This window comes from Psychrobacillus sp. Z3-81 (genome assembly GCF_056620325.1).
The window spans coordinates 1-26,341 of sequence record NZ_JBWQPU010000001.1 but is presented as its reverse complement, the minus strand read 5'-3'; the positions used below and the strand labels follow the sequence as shown (position 1 = coordinate 26,341).

The 26,341-nt window shown below is 37.2% G+C and carries 28 protein-coding genes; 7 read left to right on the top strand and 21 right to left on the bottom strand.

The features are described 5' to 3' along the window. Positions 1-4: 4 nt before the first annotated feature. Entirely contained in the window at positions 5-934 is a 930-nt protein-coding gene (locus AC1ECF_RS00140; RefSeq protein ID WP_480387354.1) for a DHH family phosphoesterase, read from the bottom strand. 92 nt (positions 935-1,026) lie between these two features. On the opposite strand from AC1ECF_RS00140, the gene AC1ECF_RS00135 reads away from it, so the two are divergent. Next, complete coding sequence (locus AC1ECF_RS00135; protein WP_480387353.1) at positions 1,027-1,335, top strand: YtpI family protein; 309 nt, start codon at positions 1,027-1,029, stop codon at positions 1,333-1,335. Between the two features lie 53 nt (positions 1,336-1,388). Here the strand turns inward: AC1ECF_RS00135 and AC1ECF_RS00130 are convergent, their stop codons facing one another. Together AC1ECF_RS00130 and AC1ECF_RS00125 are read right to left on the bottom strand one after the other, a co-directional pair. Then, complete coding sequence (locus AC1ECF_RS00130) at positions 1,389-2,696, bottom strand: DRTGG domain-containing protein (RefSeq protein ID WP_480387352.1); 1,308 nt, start codon at positions 2,694-2,696, stop codon at positions 1,389-1,391. Between the two features lie 56 nt (positions 2,697-2,752). Next, on the bottom strand, positions 2,753-3,442 hold the full coding sequence (locus tag AC1ECF_RS00125; RefSeq protein ID WP_480387351.1) for a metal-dependent hydrolase: 690 nt from the start codon (positions 3,440-3,442) through the stop codon (positions 2,753-2,755). Between the two features lie 108 nt (positions 3,443-3,550). On the opposite strand from AC1ECF_RS00125, the gene AC1ECF_RS00120 reads away from it, so the two are divergent. Beyond that, positions 3,551-4,642: a M24 family metallopeptidase gene (locus AC1ECF_RS00120; RefSeq protein WP_480387350.1), complete on the top strand. Its 1,092-nt coding sequence runs from the start codon at positions 3,551-3,553 to the stop codon at positions 4,640-4,642. Between the two features lie 216 nt (positions 4,643-4,858). Here AC1ECF_RS00120 and AC1ECF_RS00115 read toward each other — a convergent pair whose 3' ends face one another. The 3 genes from AC1ECF_RS00115 to ald all read right to left on the bottom strand — a co-directional run bounded on the left by AC1ECF_RS00115 (position 4,859) and on the right by ald (position 6,833). Next, positions 4,859-5,200, bottom strand: coding sequence for a fluoride efflux transporter FluC (locus AC1ECF_RS00115; RefSeq protein WP_480387349.1), 342 nt, complete (start codon positions 5,198-5,200; stop codon positions 4,859-4,861). Continuing rightward, on the bottom strand, positions 5,194-5,547 hold the full coding sequence (crcB, locus tag AC1ECF_RS00110; protein WP_480387348.1) for a fluoride efflux transporter CrcB: 354 nt from the start codon (positions 5,545-5,547) through the stop codon (positions 5,194-5,196). The genes AC1ECF_RS00115 and crcB overlap by 7 nt, the downstream gene beginning before the upstream one ends. Positions 5,548-5,720: 173 nt before the next feature. Then, complete coding sequence (gene ald / locus AC1ECF_RS00105; RefSeq protein ID WP_480387347.1) at positions 5,721-6,833, bottom strand: alanine dehydrogenase; 1,113 nt, start codon at positions 6,831-6,833, stop codon at positions 5,721-5,723. Positions 6,834-7,018: 185 nt separating this feature from the next. On the opposite strand from ald, the gene AC1ECF_RS00100 reads away from it, so the two are divergent. Further along, on the top strand, positions 7,019-7,462 hold the full coding sequence (locus AC1ECF_RS00100) for a universal stress protein (RefSeq protein ID WP_480387346.1): 444 nt from the start codon (positions 7,019-7,021) through the stop codon (positions 7,460-7,462). Positions 7,463-7,740: 278 nt separating this feature from the next. Here the strand turns inward: AC1ECF_RS00100 and AC1ECF_RS00095 are convergent, their stop codons facing one another. The 5 genes from AC1ECF_RS00095 to sppA all read right to left on the bottom strand — a co-directional run bounded on the left by AC1ECF_RS00095 (position 7,741) and on the right by sppA (position 12,120). Further along, positions 7,741-8,931, bottom strand: a complete 1,191-nt coding sequence (locus tag AC1ECF_RS00095) for an acetate kinase (protein ID WP_480387345.1) — start codon at positions 8,929-8,931, stop codon at positions 7,741-7,743. 64 nt (positions 8,932-8,995) lie between these two features. Beyond that, positions 8,996-9,928: a class I SAM-dependent methyltransferase gene (locus AC1ECF_RS00090; RefSeq protein WP_480387344.1), complete on the bottom strand. Its 933-nt coding sequence runs from the start codon at positions 9,926-9,928 to the stop codon at positions 8,996-8,998. Between the two features lie 57 nt (positions 9,929-9,985). After that, positions 9,986-10,489, bottom strand: coding sequence for a thiol peroxidase (gene tpx / locus AC1ECF_RS00085; RefSeq protein WP_480387343.1), 504 nt, complete (start codon positions 10,487-10,489; stop codon positions 9,986-9,988). A 33-nt stretch (positions 10,490-10,522) separates the two neighbouring features. After that, a complete protein-coding gene (locus tag AC1ECF_RS00080) occupies positions 10,523-11,098 on the bottom strand; it encodes an RDD family protein (RefSeq protein WP_480387342.1) in 576 nt (191 codons plus the stop codon). 11 nt (positions 11,099-11,109) lie between these two features. Further along, the gene (sppA, locus tag AC1ECF_RS00075) at positions 11,110-12,120 is read right to left on the bottom strand and encodes a signal peptide peptidase SppA (protein ID WP_480387341.1); all 1,011 of its coding nucleotides are present in this window, start codon (positions 12,118-12,120) and stop codon (positions 11,110-11,112) included. Between the two features lie 103 nt (positions 12,121-12,223). On the opposite strand from sppA, the gene AC1ECF_RS00070 reads away from it, so the two are divergent. Next, complete coding sequence (locus AC1ECF_RS00070) at positions 12,224-13,024, top strand: NAD kinase (RefSeq protein ID WP_480387340.1); 801 nt, start codon at positions 12,224-12,226, stop codon at positions 13,022-13,024. Here AC1ECF_RS00070 and rarD read toward each other — a convergent pair. The 5 genes from rarD to ezrA all read right to left on the bottom strand — a co-directional run bounded on the left by rarD (position 13,019) and on the right by ezrA (position 18,893). Next, complete coding sequence (gene rarD, locus AC1ECF_RS00065; RefSeq protein ID WP_480387339.1) at positions 13,019-13,936, bottom strand: EamA family transporter RarD; 918 nt, start codon at positions 13,934-13,936, stop codon at positions 13,019-13,021. The two genes, AC1ECF_RS00070 and rarD, sit on opposite strands and share 6 nt — an antisense overlap. Before the next feature lie 208 nt (positions 13,937-14,144). Then, positions 14,145-14,342, bottom strand: a complete 198-nt coding sequence (locus AC1ECF_RS00060) for an alpha/beta-type small acid-soluble spore protein (protein WP_480387338.1) — start codon at positions 14,340-14,342, stop codon at positions 14,145-14,147. A gap of 80 nt (positions 14,343-14,422) precedes the next feature. Then, positions 14,423-15,625 (bottom strand): tRNA uracil 4-sulfurtransferase ThiI, encoded by a 1,203-nt coding sequence (thiI, locus tag AC1ECF_RS00055; protein ID WP_480387337.1) that lies wholly within the window; start codon positions 15,623-15,625, stop codon positions 14,423-14,425. A 6-nt stretch (positions 15,626-15,631) separates the two neighbouring features. Then, positions 15,632-16,765, bottom strand: a complete 1,134-nt coding sequence (locus tag AC1ECF_RS00050; RefSeq protein ID WP_480387336.1) for a cysteine desulfurase family protein — start codon at positions 16,763-16,765, stop codon at positions 15,632-15,634. A gap of 427 nt (positions 16,766-17,192) precedes the next feature. Next, on the bottom strand, positions 17,193-18,893 hold the full coding sequence (gene ezrA, locus AC1ECF_RS00045) for a septation ring formation regulator EzrA (RefSeq protein ID WP_480387335.1): 1,701 nt from the start codon (positions 18,891-18,893) through the stop codon (positions 17,193-17,195). Positions 18,894-19,042: 149 nt separating this feature from the next. Here ezrA and hisJ point away from each other — a divergent pair, with 149 nt between their 5' ends. Next, on the top strand, positions 19,043-19,840 hold the full coding sequence (hisJ, locus tag AC1ECF_RS00040) for a histidinol-phosphatase HisJ (protein ID WP_480387334.1): 798 nt from the start codon (positions 19,043-19,045) through the stop codon (positions 19,838-19,840). Between the two features lie 15 nt (positions 19,841-19,855). Further along, positions 19,856-20,335, top strand: coding sequence for a GAF domain-containing protein (locus tag AC1ECF_RS00035; RefSeq protein ID WP_480387333.1), 480 nt, complete (start codon positions 19,856-19,858; stop codon positions 20,333-20,335). Positions 20,336-20,404: 69 nt separating this feature from the next. Here the strand turns inward: AC1ECF_RS00035 and megL are convergent, their stop codons facing one another. Then, on the bottom strand, positions 20,405-21,592 hold the full coding sequence (gene megL / locus AC1ECF_RS00030) for a methionine gamma-lyase (protein WP_480387332.1): 1,188 nt from the start codon (positions 21,590-21,592) through the stop codon (positions 20,405-20,407). Positions 21,593-21,660: 68 nt separating this feature from the next. Beyond that, positions 21,661-23,514 carry a sensor domain-containing diguanylate cyclase gene (locus tag AC1ECF_RS00025; protein WP_480387331.1) on the bottom strand — a complete coding sequence of 618 codons (1,854 nt, stop codon included), beginning with the start codon at positions 23,512-23,514 and terminating at the stop codon, positions 21,661-21,663. Positions 23,515-23,915: 401 nt separating this feature from the next. Between AC1ECF_RS00025 and rpsD the strand changes: the two genes are divergently transcribed. Then, on the top strand, positions 23,916-24,518 hold the full coding sequence (gene rpsD / locus AC1ECF_RS00020; RefSeq protein ID WP_480387330.1) for a 30S ribosomal protein S4: 603 nt from the start codon (positions 23,916-23,918) through the stop codon (positions 24,516-24,518). A gap of 321 nt (positions 24,519-24,839) precedes the next feature. On the opposite strand, the gene AC1ECF_RS00015 is transcribed toward rpsD, so the two are convergent. The 3 genes from AC1ECF_RS00015 to AC1ECF_RS00005 all read right to left on the bottom strand — a co-directional run. Further along, the gene (locus AC1ECF_RS00015; RefSeq protein WP_480387329.1) at positions 24,840-25,466 is read right to left on the bottom strand and encodes a hypothetical protein; all 627 of its coding nucleotides are present in this window, start codon (positions 25,464-25,466) and stop codon (positions 24,840-24,842) included. 285 nt (positions 25,467-25,751) lie between these two features. After that, positions 25,752-25,961 carry a hypothetical protein gene (locus AC1ECF_RS00010; protein WP_480387328.1) on the bottom strand — a complete coding sequence of 70 codons (210 nt, stop codon included), beginning with the start codon at positions 25,959-25,961 and terminating at the stop codon, positions 25,752-25,754. Positions 25,962-26,012: 51 nt separating this feature from the next. Beyond that, positions 26,013-26,341, bottom strand: a 329-nt coding sequence (locus AC1ECF_RS00005; RefSeq protein WP_480387327.1) for a DUF2269 family protein, incomplete at its 5' end; no start/stop codon positions are given.

Here is a 26,341-nt window from a genome sequence, read left to right as displayed (position 1 = left end):
CAATTTAAAGCTTTTTTAAGTCCTCTATTACTTGATCCGCTTCCGTCCAGCTTTGTATGGCTGCTCCTGCTGCAAGAGGGTGCCCTCCACCACCGTATTTCTTAGCGATGCCATTAATGACTGGGCCCTTAGAACGGAATCTTACTCTTATTTCCTTTTCATCTTCTATAAAGAATACCCAGCATCTCATACCCTTTACCTCAGATAGGCTGCTGACAAGTAAAGATGCCTCGGATTCTCCAACTTGATATTTCTGTAACAGGTTTCTAGATAGCTTCATGTGACCAACTCCGCCATCTTCCATTGAAAAATTCTCATAGATATAGCCCTTGAGTTGAAGAAGGTTACTTTCCACCTCATACATACCATTAAATAGTTCAGAGCGGTCAAAGCCATAACGTAGTAGCTTGCCAGCTTGAATCATCGTTTGTTCTGTTGTGCTTTGAAACATAAAACGGCCGGTATCCCCTACTATTCCAGCATAAAGTAGTCTAGCAGTCGAGCTATTCATCTTCCAGCCTTTATAGGCTTGCCCCTCATCGAATAGCTCACAAATCATCTCACTTACAGAACTAGCATCTGTATCTACCCATAGTAAGTCCCCATATGCATCATCATTTGGGTGATGATCAATTTTAATGAGATAGCTGCCTAATGAATATCGCTGATCATCAATTCTTTCTGTGTTAGCAGTATCTGTCACAATAATTAAAGCATCTTTAAATTCTTTTTCCTCTACTGTATCTGGATATGCCAGAAAATCTAACGTACTATCATGCGTCCCAGTCGCAAAAACTTGCTTTTCAGGATAGTTGTAGGCAATTAGCTCTTTTAAACCAATCTGTGACCCATATGCATCCGGGTCAGGACGGACATGTCTATGTAAAATAATTTTGTCGTAGCTTTCGATTGTGTCTATGATTTGTCTTTTCAAGACTTTTCCCTCCATTTGGTGATATTAACTATTCGCCTTTTTGAATATTTACCTTTACAATAATAGAAGCTAATCTTTATTGGAGGTTCGTTATGTTTATAAATGGAATATTGGTAGTAGGAATAATAGTTTCTTTCGTTTGGTATTTATATTTCAAAACGAAACAAATTCGGACTTATTTGCCAATTCGGAAGAAATGGTATGCAGCTAAATCCTCAGTATGTCTAGGCGCTTTTATCGCATTATTTGGTGGTAACTTCCTATATATTTATCAATCGGGCATTACTGTAATTGTATCGGCAATATTCATCATTCTAGGTGTATATTTTATGTATCACAACTGGAAAGCTGCAAAACACTATGGAAAGTTTGTACAAGAAGAGCTTGAGCTAAACCAATAACTCTTAAGTAGGCAAAATCGAAAGAGCGATTCTGCCTACTTTTTTTATTGCCCTTACCTTTCCAGTAAATGATAAGTAATCATTGCTTTTCCGACTAATTGCTTATCGTTATAAACTTCTACATCCATTTTGGCAACTTTTCTACTCAGCTCTAAAAAACGAACCTGAATCCGCAGAAGGCTTTCTAATTGGATTGGCTTAGTGAAATAGATGGTCATATTTTCTACAACACTTTCCCCACGTTTTCGGATTTTCAATGATTGAGCGCCCGTTTCTGTCAGTAGGATAGTTAAAGCTCCGTTCGACATTGTCCCATAATGATCCGTCATTTGAGGAGTAACAACAAATTCAAATACATAATCATCCGCCGATGCTACTTTTATTTGTTGCTTCACAATATCCTCAATGGTTTCTCCATTCTGAGGCTGTCTAGCAGCTGCCTGCAAGGCCTTTAACACATCCTGCCTACTAACTACGCCAACCAAATAATTGCTATCCTTTACGACAGGTAATAAATCGATTCCTTCCCATATCATTCGATGACTAGCAGATGCAACGCTTGTCTTCGTAGTGATAGAGATTGGATTTTTAGTCATTACCTTTTCAATCAATTCATTACTTGTCCTTCCAATAACGTCTCTAGCAGTAACGATTCCCACTAGTTTGTTTGATTTATCTACTACTGGGAAGCCTCCATGACTGGTTTCGTCATTTAACTCTCTGTATTGCTTAACGTGATCTGTTGTATATAAAAAGTGAGTATCCTCCAAGGAAATATAAATATCCTCAATCAGCAGAACATCCTTTTTGATGAGCTGATCATCTATTGCACGGTTGATCATCGTGGCTACGGTAAAGGTATCATAGCTTGTTGAAATAATAGGGAGCTCTAATTCATCTGCCAGCTTTTTCGTGCTTTCTAACACATCAAAGCCTCCAGTGATTAATACTGCTGCGCCAGCGTATAGAGCAGCTTCATGAACTTTAAATCGATTCCCTACGATTAGTAAATTGCTTGGCTCTACATACCTCATCATATCCTCAAGCTTCATCGCACCAATCACGAATTTGTTTAATGTTTTATAAAGGCCACTCTTCCCACCTAACACTTGTCCATCTACTATATTTACTACCTCCGCAAATGTTAGACGCTCAAAGTGTTCCTTCTTCTTTAATTCGATTCGTATAGTTCCTACTCGTTCAATCGTACTAACAAGCCTTCTGTTTTCTGCTTCCTTTATTGCTCTATATGCAGTACCCTCACTGACAGAAAGATCTTTAGCAATTTGCCTAACAGAAATCTTATCTCCAACAGGAAGGTTTTCAATATAAGCTAAAATTTGCTCATGTTTTGTTACCATGTAGTCACATCCAAACGATTGTTATACGTCCTATTGTACCACATTTTAGTTGATTTCTATTGAAGTTCTAAATGGACATATTCACCAGCTGAAAGTACTTGCACCTGCACACCCTTCACGAGATTTTTAAATCGCTGTGGGTCCTGTTTTATCGGTGGAAAAGTATTGAAATGAATTGGCACTACAATTTTAGGTTTTATCAATTCTGCCGCATAAGCAGCATCCTCTGGACCCATTGTAAAGTTACTTCCAATTGGCAGGAAAGCAACATCAATCTCATTTCTCTCACCAATAAGCTTCATATCTCCAAACAGGCCAGTATCTCCAGCATGGTATATAGTTACATCATCAGCTGTAAAAATAATACCTGTAGGCATCCCTAAATATATGGAAGTCCCATCTTCACGTGTTGTAGAGGAGCTATGGAAGGCTTGTGTTAATTTTACCCGTCCGAACTCGAAGTCATACTCTCCTCCTATCCCCATGGGATGAACTTTTACTCCCTTAGAGCCTAAATAATTTGCAAGTTCAAATGGAGCGACTACCAATGCATCGTTTTTCTTTGCAATGGCAACTGTATCTCCCACATGATCGTCGTGACCGTGAGTCAATAGAATTGCATCCACCTTTACGTCATCGGCCACTAAATCTGTTAGCTCATTTCCATTGATGAACGGATCAATAATAATTGTATGCTGTTTGGTTTGAATTTTCACAACGGAATGTCCATGATAACTAAGTTTCATTAATATCTCTCCCTTTGATAAAATTCTTTCCTTTGTTTCATTCAACGCAGATGCCTGAAATCCTTTAATCTGGTATGCTATTTTTATCATGATGAAAGAGGTGCTCAAATGACTCCTATTGATAAAATACAAGGTTTTCTTCAATCAAGCAACTTAGATGCTGCCTTTATTACAACACCGGATAATGTGTTTTATTTCACGGGATTTAAAAGTAATCCACATGAAAGATTACTTGGTGTTGTCATCTTCAGAGATGCAGCTCCGTTATTGATTTGTCCGAAAATGGAAATGCCAGACGCGGTGGAGACAGGCTGGAAGGACGATATAATAGGTCACCAGGATACGGATAATGCTTGGGATATCTTAGCTGATTCCATTAAAGAAAAGGTTGGTAGTTTACATACACTAGCAATTGAAAAATCACATGTAACAGTGGAAAGATTAGAAGCAATCACAGAAAGATTTCCTGAGTTACAAGTTAGTCGTGTAGACGAAAAAATTAACGAGCTTCGTGTCATCAAGTCTGAAAAAGAGCTTGAAAATATGCGAAAAGCTGCTGAACTTGCTGATTATGCGATTGAAGTTGGAGTAAAAGAAATCGCAGAAGGAAAAACAGAATTAGAAATACTTAACACAATTGAAAAAGCAGTAAAAGAAAAGGGTGCTAGTCAAATGTCCTTTGACACGATGGTGTTAAGCGGGAAAAAGACAGCCTCCCCTCACGGAACACCGGGAGAAAGAAGAATACAAAAGGGAGACTTTATCCTTTTCGATTTAGGTGTTGTATACAACGGCTATTGCTCTGATATTACAAGAACCGTAGCATACGGTGAGCCTACAGAAGAAATGAAGGAGATTTATCATACAGTTTTAAAGGCAGAAGAAAGTGCCGTACAAGCTGTAAAGCCAGGCATCTCTGCAATGGAGCTAGATAAAATCGCTCGTGATATTATTTCCGAGGCTGGCTACGGCGAATACTTTACGCATAGACTTGGACACGGGTTGGGCATTTCCGTCCACGAATATCCTTCTATTACTGGAGTAAATGAGCTTCAGCTTCAAGAGGGTATGGTTTTTACCATTGAACCGGGTATCTATCACCCAGACATTGCAGGAGTTCGTATCGAAGATGATGTGGTCGTTACAAAAGACGGAGTAGAGGTTTTAACCAAGTTCCCGAAAGAATTGATAATCCTCTAGAAATCTAGAGATTGGGATAAAACAATTGAGCAGCACTTATGATTCTTTCGTATATGGAGAATCATAAGTGCTTTCTTATTCTTAAAGGTAGATACTGATTAATAAATTACCAAAAGGATATAACCCATCAAGATAGAAATAAGTTTTTCCCACCCTCTTCCTTCTTTTGTAATGTCTGTTATGCAGTCTTGCTCCTGCACTGGTTAGCAACCCCTTTTATATCAAGAGGTAGCCTGCATAAGCCAGAAGAAAGCCCCCAAGATAAGAAGAAAGCAAATAGATAATCCATAATCCTTTCTTTTTACTTAATTTTTGCAGCTCTACATGTAAGGTCGAATATGTGGTCAATGCTCCCAGAAAACCTATTCCAGCAAATAAATAGAATGGTTCACCTTCCAACCATCCCCAAAGAAAACCCAAGAAAAAAGAACCCGCTAGATTAACAAGCAGTGTACCGATCGGGAAGTCAGCTTTGGAATTTAATTTTCCAGATATATAAAATCTGCTTACAGCTCCTAAAGCCCCACCTAATCCAATTAATATCAATTGATTCAGCATACTTCTCTCCTCCACCCTAGCTTACTAGCTACCATTCCACCAAGCACAGAAAACAATATATACAAAAACGCCATAGCCTCTTGTCCACTTTCAACCAGTTTAACGGTCTCAAGACTTAAAGTAGAAAATGTCGTAAAGGAACCAAGAAAGCCTGTCCCAATTGCTGTCTTCATACTATCTGGTATTTTTTTACTTCTAGAAAGAAGTGTAGCTAACAGATAACAACCAGCTATATTAATAAATAATGTTCCAAAAGGAAAGGAGAACGTCGGGAATAAAAGTAATCCTAACGAATAGCGGCTAATTGCACCAAGGGCACCAGCTAACCCGATATATACATATAACACCCATTACACCCATTTCTAATATCATTTATAATTGCGATTAAACACTATCATTTCTATCCTAGCCTTTAGAAAGAGGATTATTCAATGAACGAAGATTGAAGATATAAGAAACTTATTAATTAACAAACACAAAATCACCCAATCCTCTAAGGGACTGGGTGATTCTCGTAAGATTATAATAAAGTTGTTACGTTTGTATAAGGTAATCCTTGAGCTTCTGCTACAGCCTCGAACGTAATATGTCCCGCCAGGGTGTTAATACCTTTTAATAGAGCAGGGTTGTCCAAGCAGGCTTGTTTATAGCCTTTATTAGCTATCTGAACCGCATATGGCACCGTAGCATTTGTAAGAGCCATTGTGGACGTTCTAGGAACAGCACCAGGCATATTTGCAACTGCATAGTGAACTACCCCGTGTTTAATATATGTCGGGTTATCATGTGTTGTTATTCTATCAGATGTTTCAAAGATTCCACCTTGGTCAATTGCAATATCAATGACTACAGAACCTGGTGTCATTTCTTTAATCATTTCCTCTGTAACCAATTTAGGAGCCTTTGCACCCGGGATCAATACAGCGCCTATTACTAAATCCGCTGCTTTTACCGCTTCTCCAATATTATATGGATTAGAGATTAAAGTTTGAACGTTCGAACCAAATAAATCCTCTAGCTGACGTAAACGATCTGCATTCAGGTCGATTATTGTCACCTTAGCTCCCATACCAATCGCAACCTTCGCAGCATTCGTCCCAGCGATACCTCCACCAATAATGGCAACATTCGCTCTCGGCACACCAGGAACTCCTCCAAGAAGAATACCTTTTCCGCCATGAATTTGTTCAAGGAATTGCGCTCCTATTTGCGTTGACATTCTTCCAGCAACCTCACTCATTGGCGAAAGAAGTGGAAGGCTATTATTTGGTAGCTGAACTGTCTCATAGGCAATAGCAGTCACTTTTTTCTCTAATAGAACCTTAGTCAAGGCTTCCTCTGGTGCTAAATGCAAATAAGTGAATAAAATAGATTCCTCACGAATAAGATGATATTCAGCGGACGTTGGTTCTTTTACTTTCATAACCATTTCCTGGTCCCATGCCTCTTGTGCAGTTTTTACAATCGTTGCACCTGCAGCAATATAATCCTCATCAGTAAAACTAGATCCAAGGCCAGCACCTGTCTCAATAAACACCTCATGATTGTTTAATGTTAAGCTAACTACTCCAGCTGGTGTCATGGCAACACGATTTTCGTTGTTTTTTGTTTCTTTTGGAATTCCTATACGCATCCCTATATCTCCTTTTAAAATAGTCATTGGTTACTAACAAGTCTTATTTTATCATTAATATTTTCAAAATGCCCAATTATTTATCTTTTACGTTCACAAATTTGCCTAAATAAACTCTTAGAATTGGGAGGAATCTGACGAATATTATCGAATTATATAGTGTAAATAAAAAGGAGGAAATTCAAATGAAGTACAACCACATTCTAGTAGCTGTAGACGGTTCTAAGGAGGCGGAATATGCCTTTAAAAAGGCGGTTGCAATTGCTGAAAGAAACAATGCAACTCTACATTTAGTAAACATCATTGATACACGTTCTTTTGCGGCAATCGAAGCCTATGACCGTTCTATCGCTGAAAGAGCACAAACTTTTGCGGAGGACCTACTTGGAGGCTATAAAAAAGAAGCCTTAGAAGCTGGCGTGGAAAATGTTCAAGTTATTGTTGAATACGGATCACCAAAAATCATGATTTCTAAAGATATTGCAAGCAAAGTAGAAGCAGATTTAATCATCTGTGGAGCTACTGGATTAAATGCAATGGAAAGATTCCTAATCGGAAGTGTATCTGAGTACATTGTACGTTCATCAAAATGTGATGTTTTAGTTGTTCGTACTGATGATGTAAAATAAGATAGGAAGCATCTAAATAAATTCTTATCTTAAATAAAAACGGATAGACACGCAGGCTCCCCTGCCGTCTATCCGTTTTTTATTGTCCTTTTCCAACAAAACAATATCCTAAGCATATCCCTTAATTACTTAGGCTTCGTTTTAATCTCATACCATTCAATCAGTAAAAAAACGAGTATGTGATAGATAAACTTTCACATACTCGTTTCTAAGATCATGTATTATTTTAGCGTAACTTCCTCTAAAGGACTTTATCTTCTCTATAAGCTATCAGAGACTTACAATCCTGCAAGATCCATTACGTCACGAGCGATCATAATCTCCTCGTTTGTTGGGATTACCATGATTTTAACTGGAGAATGAGGGAAGTTAATAAAGCCTTCTTTTCCATTCAGCTTGTTTAAATCTGGATCCACATAAACGCCCATGAATTGTAGTCCTTGAAGAACCTTCGCACGTACTACATCACTGTTTTCACCAATACCAGCAGTAAAGATGATTGCATCTACACCATCCATTTTAGCTGCATAAGATCCAATGTATTTATGAATTTTACTTCCAAATACATCTAATGCAAGCTGTGCTCTGTCGTTTCCTTTTGATGCTTCAGAAACAATATCTCTCAAGTCACTAGAAAATCCTGAAACTCCTAGTAGACCTGATTTTTTGTTTAATACATCTAGAATACCTTCAGCACTTTTTCCTGTTTTCTCCATTAAGTAAGGAATCAATGCAGGGTCAACGTTTCCGGATCTAGTTCCCATTGTAACACCTGCTAATGGTGTAAAGCCCATAGATGTATCAATGGATACCCCGCCTTTAATCGCAGCAATACTTGCTCCATTACCTAAATGGCAGGAGATAAAGCGTGTCTTTTCAATCGGTCTCTTTAACATCTCTGCAGCACGTTGAGAAACATACTTATGAGAAGTTCCATGGAAACCATATTTTCTTACTCCATACTTTTCATAATACTCATAAGGAATGGAATATAAGAAGGAGCTTTCAGGCATCGTTTGATGGAAAGCAGTATCAAAAACAGCTACAGTCGGTACATTAGGTAGAACCTTCTTAAATTCACGAATTCCTATTGCGTTAGCTGGGTTATGTAAAGGAGCAAAATCCGCAAGGTCTTCTATAACCTCGATTACCCTTTCATCGACTAACACGGACTGGTTAAATTGTTCACCACCATGTACCACACGGTGTCCAATACCTTCAATATCCTCTAGTTTCTCAATAACTCCTTTTTCAACCAGCATGCGGATCAAAAGAGCGACAGCTTGTTCATGATTTTCAATCACTTCTGTCATTTGAATTCTTTCATTTTCTGTTGTCATGGTAAAAAAGGGATCTGATAGACCTATACGTTCTACTAATCCTTTTGCAACGACTGTTTCTTGTGGCATCTCAAATAATTGGAATTTTAAAGAAGAGCTGCCAGCGTTTACAGCTAATATTTTCGGCATTAACAACGCCCCTTTCTGAATAAGTACAATGATTGTACCTTGCAGAAAGGAAGCAAGCAACACTTTACATAGAGGATTTCTCTTTTTGCCACGTATTAATTTTTTCCAAAAATAGTACCATTGCCTCTCTATTGGACATACTTGGAACCTTTGCCAATAATACGTCCTTCGGAGCTCTCAAAGAATCGCTTTTCTTCTGCAATATTATCAGACTTTTTTCTTGACCTTTTGTTTTAAAAAGTGAATCTGGAAGCTGCAGTACTGCTTCTATCCACCCCTGCTCCTTTATAAATTTATGCAGCTGAGCAGATTGCTTAGACTCAAAAAGACTAGCAGGCACGAAGAAATATAAGTACCCACCTTCTTTCACATATCGCATAGATTGCTCTATAAACAGATGGTGAGCATAAGACATTTCCTCAGTCGCCTTCAATTGGTAATCTTTTGATACTTCATCATCTGGATAATATCCAACTGGCAAGTCACTGATTACTATGTCAACTGGATCGATAAATAAAGGTCTAAGGCCATCTTGTCTAAATAGCTGGACGTCTTGTTCCAAAAGCTCCCCAGTTTGTGCAGCGAGCTGTATTAATAACTCATCAATTTCTACTCCATAGGCACTAGCTGGTTGAGAAAGCATATTCATAACGGTATAAAGCAAATTTCCTGTCCCTAAGGCAGGGTCAAGAATAGTAATTTTTTCTTTGTCCTTATTCATGATGTTTACTAAGTAACTTACCAACAAACCTAATGCATCCGGAGTCATCTGATGATTTGGCTGAGTGGACTTGTTCATACCTTTTAAAATGGCAAGCTGAATTGCCTTACGAACTTCCTCTTTCTTAGGTGATGTTATTTCTGGCAACCTTTTCCCTTCCAGCCATAATTCAAGTGCAAATACAACTCCTTCCAGGTAAGTTGCAGATTCCTGATTTTCCATGAAAGTACTTTCTCGATCAATAAAAGTAAAAATTTGTTCTACGTTTGATGTCATTTATTATCCCTCATATTAAAACCCACTCAAAGAGTGGGTTCCTTTTAATGTGTTTGATTAGCTTAATGATTTAACAGCTTCAATTGCTTTTTCATAGTCTGGATGTTCAGTACCTTCACTTACGTATTCCACGTAGGTTACCGTATCATTTTTGTCCACTACGAACACAGAACGCGCAAGTAATCTTAGTTCTTCCATAAGAACCCCGTAAGCCTTACCGAAGGAAAGATCCTTGTGATCTGATAATGTTTGAACCGCAGCTACATTATTTGCCCCACACCAGCGCTTTTGTGCAAATGGTAAGTCAACAGATATAGTTAAAATTACTACATCGTCACTTAAACTAGCAGCACTTTCATTAAACTTATTAGTTTGTGTTGAGCAAACTCCAGTATCAAGGGAAGGAACTACACTAATTAAACGAATTTTTCCGGCTGTATCATCTAGGGTTACAGGTGACAAATCATTTGCCAACACAGTAAAGTTAGGTGCTTTTTGCCCTACCTTAACCTCTTCTCCTACTAAGGTTACTGGGTTATTTTTAAATGTTACTTGAGCCATGATTGTAGCCTCCTTTTCAATAACTTTATCTTACTAAACTTCTTTAGGCTCTTGCAACTCATTTGCAAGTACAGGCACCTTTTTATATGTTACAATCTCTTTTTTATCGTACACTGCTTCATGCACCACGAGGGTATCAGCAATAAAGTCATGTAATGCTTGTTTTTTTGGCGTAAAAGCTACCACTAGATAAGGAAGGTTCATCGGAATGATAGATATTAGTCGTCCAATCCATTCTCTAAAAATAACCGTTCCCCAAGATGGTTTCGAACCGTCCTTTGCAATTACCTTTATACCAAAAATAATCTTACCTATTGTTTGAGACCATAATTTTGTCATTATAACAAAATACAGATAAAAAACAGTTGCTGTTAACAAGGTGTAAGGTGCATACCAAAAAGGATTATCAATATCCCAAGAAAACAGTCGGAAAATTGGTTTAAATAACAGCATTCCGACAGCTGATAAGATTAGGAGGTCAACAGTATATGCCCAAAAGCGAATCCAGAAACCAGCAAACTTATGCTCAAATTTCTCCGTTCGTTGTACAAGCACCTGCTGTTTGACAGGCTCACTATCTTGTACCTCTGGATGATGGTTTTCCGTCATGTTAATCCCTCCTATTCATTTCCATAAAGATACATCATTTTTGGTGCATTGTTATCAGTGATTAGCTTTGCAATCATTTGGGTTTCAATATCAACACCTAAGAATGATTGAGCTTTCATAGCAAATAATGAACTAAAGCTTGGGGAATATCCGTATTGGAATACTTCAGCATCCTCTAATTGATAGTCTGCTTTTATCGCTGCCACCGTATCTTCAAGGAAGCCATATTCATCCGCTAGACCTGCCTCAATAGCTTGTCTTCCATTTAAAATACGACCATCCGCAACCTTTTTTACTTCTTGCTCCGTCATATTCCGCCCTTCTTCTATGACATCTACAAATCCTTCGTAAGAGTCATCAATAATCTCTTGAAGCATTCCTCTTTCTGTTTCTGTCATGTCTCTAGTGGAGCTCATAATGTCTTTATATTGACCAGATTTAATCGTTACAAACTCTACACCATATTTCTCTGCAAGCTCCCCATAATTGACTCCTTGCATAATAACGCCGATAGATCCCGTCAACGTTTCCTTTGTTACAAAGATTTTGTCAGCGGGAGCTGATATGTAATATCCGCCTGACGCAGCCATACTTCCCATAGATACATAAATAGGCTTTTCTGTTTCTTGCTGTATTTCTACAAGCTTCCGATGAATTTCAGCGGATTCTACAACTCCTCCACCTGGAGTATTTACGGAAAGTACAATTGCACTAACTGAGTCATCTGCCTTCACTTGCTCCAGCTGTTGCATAAAAAATACGTGATTATATGTTTCAGATGCAAACAAGCCCGCACTGCCTGTATTTTGGATAGTTCCATCTACTGTTAACAATGCGATTCGATTGGACCCACTTCCCGGTTCTAATACTGTCTCATAAAACTCTGTTGCACTCGCACCAGCCATTTCATCCATTAAAGTTGCCCAGTCTGTGGAAAAGACACTTGAAAGCGTATTAACAAAAATTGACACGGTTAATAATATGAATGCCCCTAGTATGGCAAACCATCTTTTCATATTCATTTAATTTCCTCCTTTTCCCTGCATTATTTCATACGAAAATAGTGAGTAAATGTTTCAATAAATGATAAAATAAATTATATCTTTTTATAAAGGAGTAAAATATATGTCAACAAGAAACACAATCTATCTTTACACAAAAAACGATACAGAATCCCTTCAAAGGAAGAAAGAAGTAACTTCTTTAATCAAACAATATGGATTCGAAGTAGAAGAAGACCACAAAAATGCTTCTATTATCGTTAGCATCGGTACAGATGCCACATTCCTGCAAGCGGTAAGAAAAACAGAGTTTCGTCAAGATTGTCTCTATGCAGGAATTTCTCTTACAGATGCTCTTCATATGTATTGCGATTTTTACGTAGAGAATATTGAAGAAATGGCTGAGGCACTTTTAAATCAAAACATTGAAGTAAGAAAGTATCCAGTACTAGAGGTATCTGTAGATAAGCAGCCTAAATTCCTTTGTTTAAATGAATTTACCATTCGTTCCAACATCGTCAGAGCTTTCGACTTGGATGTTTATGTAGACGGAAAGAGATTTGAAAGATTCCGTGGAGATGGAATGGTTATTTCCACACCTACCGGTAGCTCTGGATACAATAAATCTTTAAATGGAGCAATTGTTGATCCACTGATCCCATGTATTCAGGTTGCTGAGATTGCCTCTGTAAATAATAACGAATTTAGAACATTAGGATCTTCTTTCATTCTAAGCGGCAATCGTGTACTTGATTTACACCTACCACCAGAGACAAATTCTTTTCCGTCTATGAGTACTGATAATGAAGCATTAAGCATCCAGCGTGTAGAATCAGTTTCTATTAAGCTAAGCGATGCTATAGTGAAAACTGTGAAGCTAAAAAATAATAGCTTTTGGGACAAGATCAAACGATCATTCTTATAAATCTCCTAAAGGGATTAACTTCTTCCTCCTATATTCCAATACTTTCGAGAATGTAAAAACAATCAGAGAAAGCCATATAAGGGAAAAGGAAAAGAACTCCATTTTACTGAATGACTCGTTATATAAAAAGATACCTACTAACAACATAATAGTTGGAGCTATATACTGAAAAAAACCAGACATATAAAGAGGCATGGTTTTTGTTCCCTTGGCAAAGAGAATAAGTGGTATAGCTGTAGCAGCACCAGTAAAAATTATTAATAAGATAGTCTTTGTATCACTTGTAAAGAATACTGCCTCATTGTTTATTAACAGATAACCAAAATACAGCAATGCCACAGGCAGGACAAATAATGTTTCGAGCGTTAGTCCCCTTATTGCGTCGATTGCAATATGCTTTTTGATTAAACCATAAAAAGCAAAGGTTGTTGCTAATGCGAGAGCAATCCAAGGTATTTCTTTATATGTAATAATAAGCAATACAACACCCAGACCCGCCATACTAACGGCAAGCTTCTGGGCCGGAGATAATGTTTCTTTTAAAAATAATATTCCTAGAACTACAGAAAATAATGGGTTGATATAGTAGCCAAGGCTAGCTTGGACAATATATTCCTCATTGACAGCGTATATATAGATAAACCAGTTTCCTGCAATTAAATAAGAGGCCAAAAAAAGGCTATAAAACGACTTCTTATTTTTCCTTAACTCCTGTAGATCACGTATAAGTACTCTCCAATTGCGTCCAATCAAAACGATAACCATTGTGAATACAAATGACCAGATGATGCGACCGGCTAATATCTCTTCATTTGATACGTGGGAAAGAGCCTTCCAATAAAGAGGCATAAATCCCCATAATGAATAAGCGATAATAACCGCTAAAATGCCATGCCGCTCTTCGGACTCCATCTAAACACCTCACTATTTTGAAAAACGAAATATTAAAATAATTATATGACTTTCTCAGTGTACAGTAAACAGGTTTGTTTCTTAAAAATTTTGCTGGGAGAGGAACAACAGCACCGATGAAGATTATCACTTCATCGGTGCTTTCATATTCTCTGTTTAAAACATCATAAAAGCCGGTAGAATAAATCTACCGGCTTTCCTTTAATGGTTAAGCTTTAAAGCCACCGCTCATTTGTTGTTGTGCTTGACGAACTAATCGCTTAGTAATTTCTCCGCCTACGGATCCGTTGGCACGCGATGTAGCTTCTCCACCAAGGTTAACACCAAATTCTTGTGCAATTTCGTATTTCATTTGATCAATTGCTTGTTGTACTCCTGGTACTAGAAGTTCATTGTTGTTTGGCATGTTTCTCACCTCCTTGTGAGATTAGAATGGTCTTTTGACCCTAATTTATGTACAAGAAGGAGAGGTATTTTTTGTTAAGATTAAAGGAAATCGTGAAATTCCTTTTCTTTTTTCTGAGGGAACGAGATGATTTCTCGTTTCTCTATTGCATCCTTTATCATCACATCATAATCCCTAAAACTCTCATAGTATTCGACCTTTTCAAGCTTAGGCTTCGTTTTTGGACAAGATGGAGTAAAGATTGTACAGCAATCTTCATATGGAAGGATTGATGTATCGTAAGTGCCAATATGACGCGCAATATCAATAATCTCTAGTTTGTCCATGCTGATAAGCGGTCTTAAGACAGGCGTTGTGGTAACTGCATTAATAGCTGTCAGGCTTTCTAAAGTTTGACTAGCTACCTGGCCTAAGCTCTCTCCAGTTACTATTCCAAGTGCTCCTATTTCTTCTCTCACTTGATCCGCAATCTTCAGCATTAATCTTCTTGTAGTTGTCATTGATACATTTTCAGGAATCTGCGCTTGTATACTTTGCTGGATTTCTGTAAAAGGTATGATATGAAGTCTAACAGTTGCACCAAATTGACTCAGTATATTAGCTAAATCCATCACTTTTTCCTTTGAACGTTCACTAGTAAATGGCGGGCTATGAAAATGAATTGCGTCTATTCTTACTCCTCGCTTCATTAACATATAACCTGCTACCGGACTATCTATTCCTCCAGAAAGCATGAGAAGTGATCGACCGTTAGATCCTAAAGGCATACCACCAGCACCCGGGATGACTTGAGCCATCATATACACTGCCTCACTTAACACTTCAATTCTTAGGTCAATATCTGGCTGCTTCATCTTCACCTTTAAAGAAGGATACGCTCTTAAGACATGAGTAGCAATATTCGCTTGCAACTCATAAGTATCCAAAGGAAATGACTTGTCCGTCCGTTTCACGGTAACTCGGAACGTTTGACCCTCTGTAGGTAGGTTCTCCATTATCTGAAGGGCTGTCTGCTTGATCGTGTCTAACTCTTTGTCGCAAGACGCCACTGGACTGAAGGATTGGATGCCAAATATATTTGGTAATCGTTTAATTAATTCTTCTATTTCGGCCTCCACCGTTGAAGTTAAGAACATACGATCACGTTCTGCCTGTATTTTTAAATTCGGTAAGTCTGCAAATGAAAATTTAATGTTATTTCTTAAATGATTGATAAACTGCTTTCTATTTCTTCCCTTTGTAGAAAGCTCGCCATATCTAACTAATATCTTTTCCCATTTCATCTATCTCTAGTCTCCTTTGATGACGCTCATCGCTTCTTTAAATATGTGTTTAAATTGCTCTATCTCATCCATTGTATTTTCGTGACTGACACTTAGTCTTATTACTCCGTTTATATACTCATCGGACAGATGCATCGCTTGTAATACATGACTTGTCTTTGTTTGTCTAGAGGAACAAGCACTACTAGTAGATACTATCACATCTTTTTCTTGCAGCGCATTGATTAGAACCTCACCCTTTATATTTCTTACCGACAACGTAAGGATGTGAGGAGCTCTCTGCTCAGGTGATATTATTTTTACATCCTTAAATTTCTGTAAAAATGGGATAAGCGAATTAGTCATATTCCACATTTTTAATTGATTTGCTTCCAATCCTTCATCCGCTAATCTCATTGCCTTTGCGGTACAAACAGCTAACGGAACGGGAGTGGTTCCACTTCTAATCCCACTTTCCTGTCCACCCCCAAAGATTATAGGCTCTACTTCTTTATTCTCAGCTAACGCTAGTAAGCCAGACCCCTTTAGTCCATGGATTTTATGAGAGGAAATAGTAAGCGCATCTATATCATATAGCTTAAAGTTTATAGGAAGTTTTCCGAAGCTCTGAACTGCATCTACATGAATTACCGCCCTACTCGCCTCTCTTGTTAGGCTAATAATTTTTTTAATTGGTTGTACGGCCCCAGTTTCATTGTTTATATGCATTACGCTAACCAAAACGGTATCTTCTCTTAGCAAGGAAGCAAATGCCTCTATGTCCACCACACCATCCTCGCCAACTGGAATCCATTCCACCTCGAAGCCTAGTGTAGATAATCTTCTTGCAGCCTCTAAAACCGAAGGATGTTCAATTTCGGAGACCAATATATGCCTACCTCTAGATCGGTACTTATTTGCAAGGCCAAAAATAGCGAGGTTATTTGATTCAGTTCCACCAGAGGTAAAATAGATTTTATTTTTGGCAGTCTTTAATATGGTAGCCGCTTGGCCTCTAGCTGTTTCTAAAAGTTCATTTGTTTTATGACCAAATAAATGGATGGAAGAGGGATTGGCCCAATATTGTTCATTTATCGCAACATATGTTTCCAATATTTCTTTGGAAGCCTTGGTTGTTGCACTGTTATCAAGATAAATCATTTTTTCACTCCTTCTTAGGTTATAATTCAAATGTTGAGTAGTGTCCTATCCTAATAAAGTACCGTTGATCTCCATTACAGGCATCGCTTTCCGCGGGCACGGCTCCAACTAACTTTTATCGTGCCATGTCACGATAAAAGTTGATTTTCCGCACGAGCTATTCCCGCTGGAGTCTGCCGCATACATAATTCAGAAATACATTTGCTTGATAGTGCACAAATCACCTTTCTATAACTACTTTCTAGTCAATTCAGGTATATAAAATATGTGATTTGGGCTATTTCATATAATTTGTATAAATACCCTCAACAAATATTATAGAACCTTTAAAAGGCATACGAGGATTTTGACTCGGAAAAAAACCACCTTCACTTTTCCATGTGAGGTGGTATTTTTCCGGTTAACATGTTCATTTTTCACTGTCGTATTATGTATGCCAAGCTGCCTCTTTTATCAGCTTTTCAATTTTCTTCAAGGCACCTGGCTCTACTTCCTCCACTGCTGTTGCAGCATCCTCTAATGCCTTTGCATAGCGCAATTGTCTGAATGCTTCCTCTGCTTCGAGCAGACGAGCGTGAACTTCAGGATTCGTTTTTCTATAACGATTACCATACTGAATAATTCTCTCTGTTAACTCTACATTTTCTAGCATTTCTTTTGCTTTTTGATGAACCTCTTCCATGCATGCTTCTGCTTTTACTAAATAACTATCCACCAATGTCATGTTTAGAGGCACCTCTTGAAGACTTTGCATAGCAATATAAATATGCTCTTCTGCTTCTTCTAATCGAACATCCATCTCTTCGGGAATCCCCGGAAGATTTGCCTTTTGAATCATTCGATCCGTTTCATGAAGCAATAACTTTAACTCGTCAAGCTTCTCTCTTGCCTTGTTTTCATCAATTCGCAGGTTTTTTAAACGATTTGCAAATCGGTCCTGCTCCTCATATAAACGATCTATTTCCTCTGCAATCTCATGTAGCTCTTCTTGCAAGCTGGAGTAAGCAGATTTTTCTTCCTGTACTCGTAATGAAAGAATAGAGAAACGCTTCTCAAGCTCCTCTAACTCCTTTAAGCAGCTTTGAGGGATTTCTGCCTCTTTCTCCGGAAGTCGATAGCTTTGCTGTACATATGCCGCTTCTTCACTTATTGCTCTAGTGACAGACGTCACCTCTTTTAGACGACTTTCTGTTTGAGCTTTATGAACGTCCACAAACTTCTTAGCTATCACTTCTTTTTCAAGCAAGTCATATAGTGTATCAATTTCATCCTTTATCTCTTCCACTCTAGCCAAAGGCCTTGCTACCTCTAACTGGACAATATCCGCCTTAAGCTCGATTAGCTCCTTCTCTAAAGAATCCAGCTTATTCGTCATTTCCAGATGCTGCAGATAATAAGAGCTCTCTTCCATCTCTCTCTGCCCGACACGCAATTCATGAATAGTAGCCGGAATTTTATGTTGCAACTCGGTTAGAAGGGTAGGAATTTGGTGAATCTTATGGAAGAATCTTTGAGCCTCGTCTTGTATAGATATAACGATTTCCCTAGCCTTTAAATAATTCCCTGTGTCAGTTAACTCATCAAATTGCTCAAACAGAGGGATAAAGGACTCGAGCTTTTCTTCTAATGGTCTTGCAGCTTCTCCAAAAGAATATTGGTGCGCTAGCAAAGTTTTCCTTGCTGAACGGTGCTGTTCTTTTAACTGTTCAATTTCTATCCTGTTTTTTTCCTCACTACCGATAAGCTCTTCTAATTCTTTCAAAATTCCATTCATTTTATCATCACAAGTGGAAATTAGAAAATGGAGCTCTTTTTCTATCTTAGAGGCTTTCATAAACATAAACTTATCCACACATTCCTCTGCATCAAACAAGAGGACGTCTATTTTAGACATATGGACATCCATAACTTCCGTCCAAGTATTACGCCATCTTTCAAACATCTCTTCTGTTTGCCCATTCATATTTAGTTGCTTGACCTTTGTCATCTCTTCTAAAATGGGTTTATTTTGAATTTGATGTTTTTCATGCTCTAACCTGGCGATCTCTGTTGTATGCTTTCTTCTTATAATAAACGCAATTACTGCAATTACTAAAAGTATAATGACTGCTGGGATGATATACTTCATCGTAAGCCCCCTGTTCCAAAATCAAAAAATACTATTTAATATCTTACTCTATATCTTACCATGCTTTTTATGTTATTGTTTCATAAAACATGATAAAAACTATGAAATTTGTCATAAAATATACTTCATACTCAAAAGGAGGTCAATATATGAAAAAAGATGGGCATATTCATACACCCTATTGTCCTCATGGTACACTAGATACCTTCCATCGATATATAGAAAAAGCAATTAAACATGGATTTGAGGAAATCACGTTCACAGAGCATGCCCCACTGCCAGCAGGATTCCTTGATCCAACCCCTCAAAAGGATAGTGGCATGGACCTCCAGCAATTAGAAAATTACATCTCCGATTTAGAACAGTTGAAAAAGCAATACAAACAAGATATTGTTATATCAACCGGTCTTGAGGTGGATTATATTTCTAATTTCGAAGAGGAAACTACTAAATTTCTAGATACTTATGGAAAATATTTGGATGATGCAATTCTATCGGTTCATTTTCTTTATTATCAGCAAAAATACGTATGTATTGATTACTCGAAGGAAACCTTCCTTGAGTTTGTTCAACTTACAAGTGAACCATTATCCGTCTATAAATTGTATTATAAAACAGTGATGGATTCAATAAAGAGTGAACTTGGAAAATATAAACCGAAAAGGATTGGACATATTACACTTGTTCATAAATTCCAATTAGCACTATCCGAGAAAATAAACGACGAGCAATATATTCGAGAAATCCTACAAGAATTAAAAAATAGCAATCTACAACTCGACCTAAATAGCGCCGGCCTTGCGAAGCCATATTGTAGAGAGAGCTATCCTCCTCTTCCCTTCGTCCACGAGGCACGAGCACTTGGGATTCCTATCATATTTGGTTCGGACGCCCATCAAGTTAAGGATTTACATCAATTTTATAAGCAATTTGAATGCTTATACTAGAATGGAGATGTATCAATGTTCACAAAATCAACTTACTCACAAGATTTATCCGCTAATTATACAATGCTTGCAAAACAGCTAGATGCACTTTTAACTGGCGAACCAAATGTCATTGCTAATTTAAGCAATGCTTCTGCACTGCTCAATCAGTTTTTTGATCAAATTAATTGGGTAGGCTTTTATTTGGTGGAAAATGGAGAGCTTGTCCTTGGACCATTCCAGGGCCTCCCTGCCTGCGTTCGGATTCCGCTTGGAAAAGGGGTATGTGGGACCTCTGCAGAAACACAGGAAACAATCATAGTTCCAGATGTCCACCAATTCCCTGGACATATAGCATGTGACGCTGCTTCTCAATCAGAAATTGTCTTACCAATCGTAAAAGACGGGGAATTAATAGGGGTCCTGGATATTGATAGCCCTATTAAAAATCGTTTCTCCCAAGAAGATGCAAAAGGACTGGGGCAATTTATTCAAGTGCTGATTAAGCACTTATAACTCCATAACAAGGAAAAGCTACTACACAAGGATTTACATGATCTTGGGTAGTAGCTTTTCTATTACCTGTTATATAGAAGAAAATGCATTTTCAAGGTCGTCTATAATATCCTTTACATTTTCCAATCCAACTGACAACCTTAACATACCGTCTGTGATGCCCATTGCGTTTCTTTCCTTCTCAGGCACGACAGAATGTGTCATGGTAGCAGGATGCTGTATTAATGTCTCAGCATCTCCTAAGCTTACAGCTATTTTAATAAGCTTCAACTTATTCATAAACTTTTGGGCTACCTCCACCCCGCCCTTGATGTTGAAAGATATTAATCCTCCCCCATTTTTCATTTGACGCCTAGCAATCTCATATTGTGGGCTCATAGGGTCAAACGGATAAAAGATACTATCCACCTTGTCCTGACCACTTAGATATCGAAAAACTTTTTCAGCATTCTCACTATGTCTGTCCATTCTTATATGAAGGGTTTTTAATCCTCTAATTAAAAGCCATGCATCAAATGGGGAAATAATCCCGCCAAAATCCTTTTGAACAGTTGATCTAATTTTTACCATTTCCTCTTTGTCTTTCCCTATCAAAAGACCAGCAATGACATCTCCATGACCATTAATATATTTTGTTGCACTGTGTAATACAAAATCTGCTCCTAAATCTAAAGGATTTTGAAGATATGGAGAAGAGAACGTGTTATCTACAACCACAGGGATATGATGCTTTTTTGCAATTTCGGTAATCATTTCAATATCCACAATTTCCATTGTAGGATTTATCGGTGTTTCTATATAAATACAAGCTGTATTAGGTTTGATTGCAGCTTCTACTTCTTCTTTTGAACTTAACGCCGCTAAATCATGAGAAATATTATACTTTTCCTCCATTATATTCAGTAAACCAAATGTACAGCCATAAATCCCTCTTGTACATAAGATATGATCTCCTGCCTTCGTCAAGTAAACTAATATAGTACTAACTGCGGCCATCCCAGAGCCAAAAGCCAGTGCCCCTTCACCGTGCTCTAACGCTGCCATTCTATCCTCTAATACCTGGACCGTTGGATTTCCTAGTCTTGAATATATTCCTCCCATTTCCTCTCCAGAAAATCTTTTTGCACCTTGTTCTGCATTTTCAAATGCATAGGTAGAGGTCTGGTACAACGGAACTGCTAAGCTATCTAAGTGTTTAGCTGTTTCATAACCTTCATGGATAATGACTGTCTCTTTTTCTACTATTTGTTTCTTCATACATACACTCCTTTGTAAACGCTTACATACAGTTTACACATTTAGCAGAAAAAAGAAAAGAAGCTCGCCTAAAGACGAGCACCTTCAAATATACACATCTGATTTTTTCCATTATTTTTAGCATCGTAAAGTGCAATATCTGTATTATGGAACAGATGATGATAATTGATAACTGTATCCTTTGACCAGCTAGCCAATCCGATAGATACTGTGACACTTGGTTCTGAATATAATGGAATAACCTCAAGCAGCTCCTTGCATTTATTAATACCTTCTTCCAGTGTCATGTTTGGGAAATATAAAGCCAGTTCTTCCCCTCCCCATCTAGCTCCGATACCGATATTCTCGACTTTTCGTTGGATTAGTGTGGCAATTTGCTGTAAGATTATATCTCCCGTTTGATGTCCATGTGTATCATTGATCTGTTTAAAATTATCAATATCCATTAACACAAATACTCCGTTTTGGTCCTTTCCAATGGATTGCTCTACATACTTGTCCAAATATATTCGAGCATACAAATTGGTCAAATGATCTCGATCCACCATCTCCTGAAGCTTCATTCTTAATGCAGCGTTACTAATGGCAAGTGACGAGTGCTGTATAAGTGATTGCATTAATTTAAAGCTATCAAAAGAAAAAAAGTAAGGTTCACTGTGCATCACAATACTAAAGCCTACAATTGTATCTTGCTCACGCAAGGGGATAGCTATTAACGAACGATAGCGTTGAGCTATGCTTGTGATTCTATTAAAGTCAGCAATAAATAAAGAATCCTTCTGCTTTTTAAAATGATTCCCTACATGCTGTATATACCTTTGCCCATCCAATGTATAGAAATATTCCGACCCGCTAAAAATTTGATATTCCTCGTTCTCTATAAAAACAAAACATACTTGTTCTGGGTGAAAGGATTTCATCAATTGGTTTGTTAGAAATTCAATCATTTCTTGTTTAGATAGGTTCATATTTAACTTTTGAGATGTTTCATTAATTAACTGTAAATCTGCTACTAGACGATGAGATTGAATATATAGCTTGGCATTCTCTAAAGCATTACCTGCTGTATTCGCGAGCATGGATATGAAGTCCTTCTGTCTAGTGGAAAACAGATAATCTAAAGGGGTAGCAACACGTAAGACCCCGTATATACCTTGTTTCCCTTTAATAGGGACATTCAAAAGACGGACGACTAAATCCTCTGCCAACTCTGAAGTGATTTCCCCAGACACGAAAGCTTCTACAGTAGCCGGTCTCTCGATTGTAAAATCAAAAAGTTTGTATGGAATAGAAGTTTTTCTGTCTTGATCATTTGATAAAATAAGCGTTGATTGGAAATTTGGGAAGGCATCCTTCACCGCAGATAATGTCCCTTCCAAAATATCCCCTATTTCCAAAGTTGAATAGAAAGTCTTTGTTATATTAAACAAATTCCTATACTGATGCTCCTGCTGAGAAAGATAGATAGAGGTTCTGATTGTCTTCACTAACTTAGTTACTAATGAAATGAATTCATTCAAATATGGTGTTTCTGTAAACTGTATCCACTTATCTGTTACTTCTAATGTTAGCAAGCCTAGTACCTCTGCGTTTTCTCGCAATAAAACAGAAACGGTCGGTCTAGAGGATTGCCCCACATGAATAAAAGCAATTTCCGCATAGTCCTTTTCAAAGAAGAAGCCCTCAATTTCTTTCAAAAGTATGATGTTTCTCTTCTGAAAGAAGGAGCTGTTCCAATTAACCTGTACAAAGGTATTTGTGTCATTAATATAATAATTTGCTTCATGTATATCGAAGAACTCTGCGAGCAAAACCCTTAAATCCTGAAACCATTTAGCACTTGATTCATGGCTAAATGAATATTCATTCCAAATGTCAAACATTCGGCTTTTTAACAGTAACAAGTTAACATCGCTTTCCATGTGGACACCTCAGTTTTTAAAAGAAATGATGCTTTTATCCCTATTCCCTCGTTATATCTATTTGACTATAAAATTTACTTTTTGTCAAATATATGAAGTTATTAATTCATAGGAAATCATTTACTTCCAATCTTATAGAAAATTCCTCCGTTTATTTGAAATCTCCTTTTAAATTTATTGACTTTCCTATTACCGAGAGATACAATAGACTTTGTGTAAAATAAACGCAGCAGTTGTATGGACTAGTTTGTTCATTTTGTTCCTCTACTCACGTAGATGGTGTATCCCGTAACCCTTTGGCTGCAAGGGCGATGATGCATGAAAATGAAATGGCTTCTAGACTGAATACATCTGGTCTTATTTTACAACAAAATAAAACCAATAAAAAGGAGGAGTCATTCATGGCTCGCTATACAGGTCCATCTTGGAAAATTTCACGTCGTCTTGGTATCTCACTAAGCGGTACTGGTAAAGAATTAGAAAAACGCCCATACGCACCAGGACAACACGGTCCTAACCAACGTAAAAAATTGACTGAATATGGTCAACAATTACAAGAAAAACAAAAACTTCGTCATACTTATGGTGTAAACGAACGTCAATTCCGTAACTTATTTGATAAAGCTGGTAAAATGCAAGGTAAACACGGTGAAAACTTCATGATCCTTCTTGAAACTCGCCTTGACAACCTAGTTTACCGTTTAGGTCTTGCTCGTACTCGTCGTGGAGCTCGTCAATTAGTAAACCACGGTCACGTTTTAGTAGACGGAAAACGCGTAGATATCCCATCTTACAGCGTAAAACCAGGTCAAGAGATCTCTCTTCGTGAAAAATCTCAAAACCTTGCAGTAGTTGGAGAAGCTATTGAAGTGAACAACTTCGTTCCTGAATACCTTTCTTTCGACGCTGACAAAAAAGTTGGTACATTCGTACGCCTTCCAGAGCGCAGCGAATTATCTGCTGAAATTAACGAAGCTCTAATCGTTGAGTTCTACTCTCGTTAATTAAATTGCTCTGCAAAGAGTGATATTAAAAGCCTTACAAGCCCTGATATTAAAGGGTTTGTAAGGCTTTTTTAATATTATTAAATACGCATTAAGGTTTATTAAAATGTGTTAATTTGGGGGCAGTTTGGGGGCGTTTTTTAGGTGTCTTCTTAATAGCAATCTAAGTTGTTATTGCTTTGCCTATATTAAATTAAATCTGTATAAATTCACTATATCATCTTCTCCGAAACTCTATTTTCTAGAGTTGTTTACAACCCAAGCCATTTTTATCTTCTTGTACTAACGCCCCCGTTAGTTCAATAAGTATATCTTGGTAATTCATTTATAATATATCGGTAACCTTGATGTCCTAATAACATTCCCATCCTCAAGCGTCACTTCTGTGTAAATGACGAAATATGGTCTAAACGTAGAATTCCCAGAAATCTTATGTTTATTTATGATTTTGTTAATAGTATCATTTGTATAGACCCAACCATCCTTAGAATCAGTATCAGTAAATACTAAAATTTTGCCTTCGTCCGACTCCATTCTTAATGTATAGAAGTCTACTTTCTTAGCATTCTCATAATCTAATAATTCGATTTGAAAATACTCATCATTAATCACATACCAATCATCTTTAATGACATGATTCGAATGAATCTTATAAACCTCTTCTAAATTATAGAATGAATTATTATAATCATCTAGTCTGGCAATGGATGACCATCGAACCATTTCTAAATTCTTAGTCAGTTCGCCAAACTCAGTTATCTTATTTGAATAATCTTCCTCTAAACTGCTTATTTCTTCATCTTTATCAGCGAGCAGTTTATTCAATTGTGAAACCTCACTAGTTAATTGTTCTTTTTCTGCATGAATCTGAACTAATTCTTTATTAGAGTACCCTGAAATTAACAGTAACGTGAATAAAAGCATTCCTATGAATATTTTTTTATTCATTCATGTACCACTCCTAATAAGCGTTTATAAGATAACAGATCACCAATACCAAAAGAACCTAGTTCTTCCACAAAAAACACCCCTTTTGTTCAACGAATTTACATATATTAACTTATTCAATACAATCGCAAAAAATCCTTCTTCTTAAACTAAACTGCCCCGTTAGCAGCATAGCAAAAAAGAGCTGATCACACAGCCCTTGATATTGTAGTAAAGCACCCGTTTGTTTAAGTATGTTGTTTCACAAAAGCACTCCAACTATTAACGCAATTTAATCTCTTAACCCTATTTGTTATTTAATAACTTTTCCACTTTCTTTTCTAATTCTTCAATTTTAATTGCCAGTTTTATGAAAATTGTAATTAACACCGCTAACAGAAATGCAATAAAAATAATTAAAGCCCATATATTTTCTACGATGAGATTGAGGAAGAAAATAGCAAAAATCCAACAGATAACAATACAAACAAAAAATACACCAATAAATTCTTTCAATTTTAAATCCCCCTCATCCTTATTTCACTAAAGCCCCCGTTAGTGAAATTTTTAAAAAGGTTTGACCACCATTAAATACAAAATAAGAAGGGGAATTATCGTTGATATTATCCCAATAACATCCCAAGTTCTAGAGACTTTTTTATAATCAATTTTATTGAATTCTTCTCCACTATATTTAATCATTTTTCTTTGCAGGGGTAACAATAGAGTAATCCATATCACTCCTGTAATTGTAAATAAAGCTAAGGAAACTGTTAACCAGTTTATTTCATCAAGAGAATAATTACTTTTTATCGCTAATAAAAACCCAGAAATTAGTAAAGTGATAATACTGGGTAAAGTAAACACATAGTCAGCAACCATAATATTCTTTGCTG

What these genes read in the sequence shown, in the direction of transcription:
- AC1ECF_RS00135 (WP_480387353.1), top strand. Translation starts at nt 1,027, where the DNA reads ATGTTTATAAATGGAATATTGGTAGTAGGAATAATAGTTTCTTTCGTT.
- AC1ECF_RS00130 (WP_480387352.1), bottom strand. Translation starts at nt 2,696, where the DNA reads ATGGTAACAAAACATGAGCAAATTTTAGCTTATATTGAAAACCTTCCT.
- AC1ECF_RS00125 (WP_480387351.1), bottom strand. Translation starts at nt 3,442, where the DNA reads ATGAAACTTAGTTATCATGGACATTCCGTTGTGAAAATTCAAACCAAA.
- AC1ECF_RS00120 (WP_480387350.1), top strand. Translation starts at nt 3,551, where the DNA reads ATGACTCCTATTGATAAAATACAAGGTTTTCTTCAATCAAGCAACTTA.
- AC1ECF_RS00115 (WP_480387349.1), bottom strand. Translation starts at nt 5,200, where the DNA reads ATGCTGAATCAATTGATATTAATTGGATTAGGTGGGGCTTTAGGAGCT.
- ald (WP_480387347.1), bottom strand. Translation starts at nt 6,833, where the DNA reads ATGCGTATAGGAATTCCAAAAGAAACAAAAAACAACGAAAATCGTGTT.
- AC1ECF_RS00100 (WP_480387346.1), top strand. Translation starts at nt 7,019, where the DNA reads ATGAAGTACAACCACATTCTAGTAGCTGTAGACGGTTCTAAGGAGGCG.
- AC1ECF_RS00095 (WP_480387345.1), bottom strand. Translation starts at nt 8,931, where the DNA reads ATGCCGAAAATATTAGCTGTAAACGCTGGCAGCTCTTCTTTAAAATTC.
- AC1ECF_RS00090 (WP_480387344.1), bottom strand. Translation starts at nt 9,928, where the DNA reads ATGACATCAAACGTAGAACAAATTTTTACTTTTATTGATCGAGAAAGT.
- tpx (WP_480387343.1), bottom strand. Translation starts at nt 10,489, where the DNA reads ATGGCTCAAGTAACATTTAAAAATAACCCAGTAACCTTAGTAGGAGAA.
- AC1ECF_RS00080 (WP_480387342.1), bottom strand. Translation starts at nt 11,098, where the DNA reads ATGACGGAAAACCATCATCCAGAGGTACAAGATAGTGAGCCTGTCAAA.
- sppA (WP_480387341.1), bottom strand. Translation starts at nt 12,120, where the DNA reads ATGAATATGAAAAGATGGTTTGCCATACTAGGGGCATTCATATTATTA.
- AC1ECF_RS00070 (WP_480387340.1), top strand. Translation starts at nt 12,224, where the DNA reads ATGTCAACAAGAAACACAATCTATCTTTACACAAAAAACGATACAGAA.
- rarD (WP_480387339.1), bottom strand. Translation starts at nt 13,936, where the DNA reads ATGGAGTCCGAAGAGCGGCATGGCATTTTAGCGGTTATTATCGCTTAT.
- AC1ECF_RS00060 (WP_480387338.1), bottom strand. Translation starts at nt 14,342, where the DNA reads ATGCCAAACAACAATGAACTTCTAGTACCAGGAGTACAACAAGCAATT.
- thiI (WP_480387337.1), bottom strand. Translation starts at nt 15,625, where the DNA reads ATGAAATGGGAAAAGATATTAGTTAGATATGGCGAGCTTTCTACAAAG.
- AC1ECF_RS00050 (WP_480387336.1), bottom strand. Translation starts at nt 16,765, where the DNA reads ATGATTTATCTTGATAACAGTGCAACAACCAAGGCTTCCAAAGAAATA.
- ezrA (WP_480387335.1), bottom strand. Translation starts at nt 18,893, where the DNA reads ATGAAGTATATCATCCCAGCAGTCATTATACTTTTAGTAATTGCAGTA.
- hisJ (WP_480387334.1), top strand. Translation starts at nt 19,043, where the DNA reads ATGAAAAAAGATGGGCATATTCATACACCCTATTGTCCTCATGGTACA.
- AC1ECF_RS00035 (WP_480387333.1), top strand. Translation starts at nt 19,856, where the DNA reads ATGTTCACAAAATCAACTTACTCACAAGATTTATCCGCTAATTATACA.
- megL (WP_480387332.1), bottom strand. Translation starts at nt 21,592, where the DNA reads ATGAAGAAACAAATAGTAGAAAAAGAGACAGTCATTATCCATGAAGGT.
- AC1ECF_RS00025 (WP_480387331.1), bottom strand. Translation starts at nt 23,514, where the DNA reads ATGGAAAGCGATGTTAACTTGTTACTGTTAAAAAGCCGAATGTTTGAC.
- rpsD (WP_480387330.1), top strand. Translation starts at nt 23,916, where the DNA reads ATGGCTCGCTATACAGGTCCATCTTGGAAAATTTCACGTCGTCTTGGT.
- AC1ECF_RS00015 (WP_480387329.1), bottom strand. Translation starts at nt 25,466, where the DNA reads ATGAATAAAAAAATATTCATAGGAATGCTTTTATTCACGTTACTGTTA.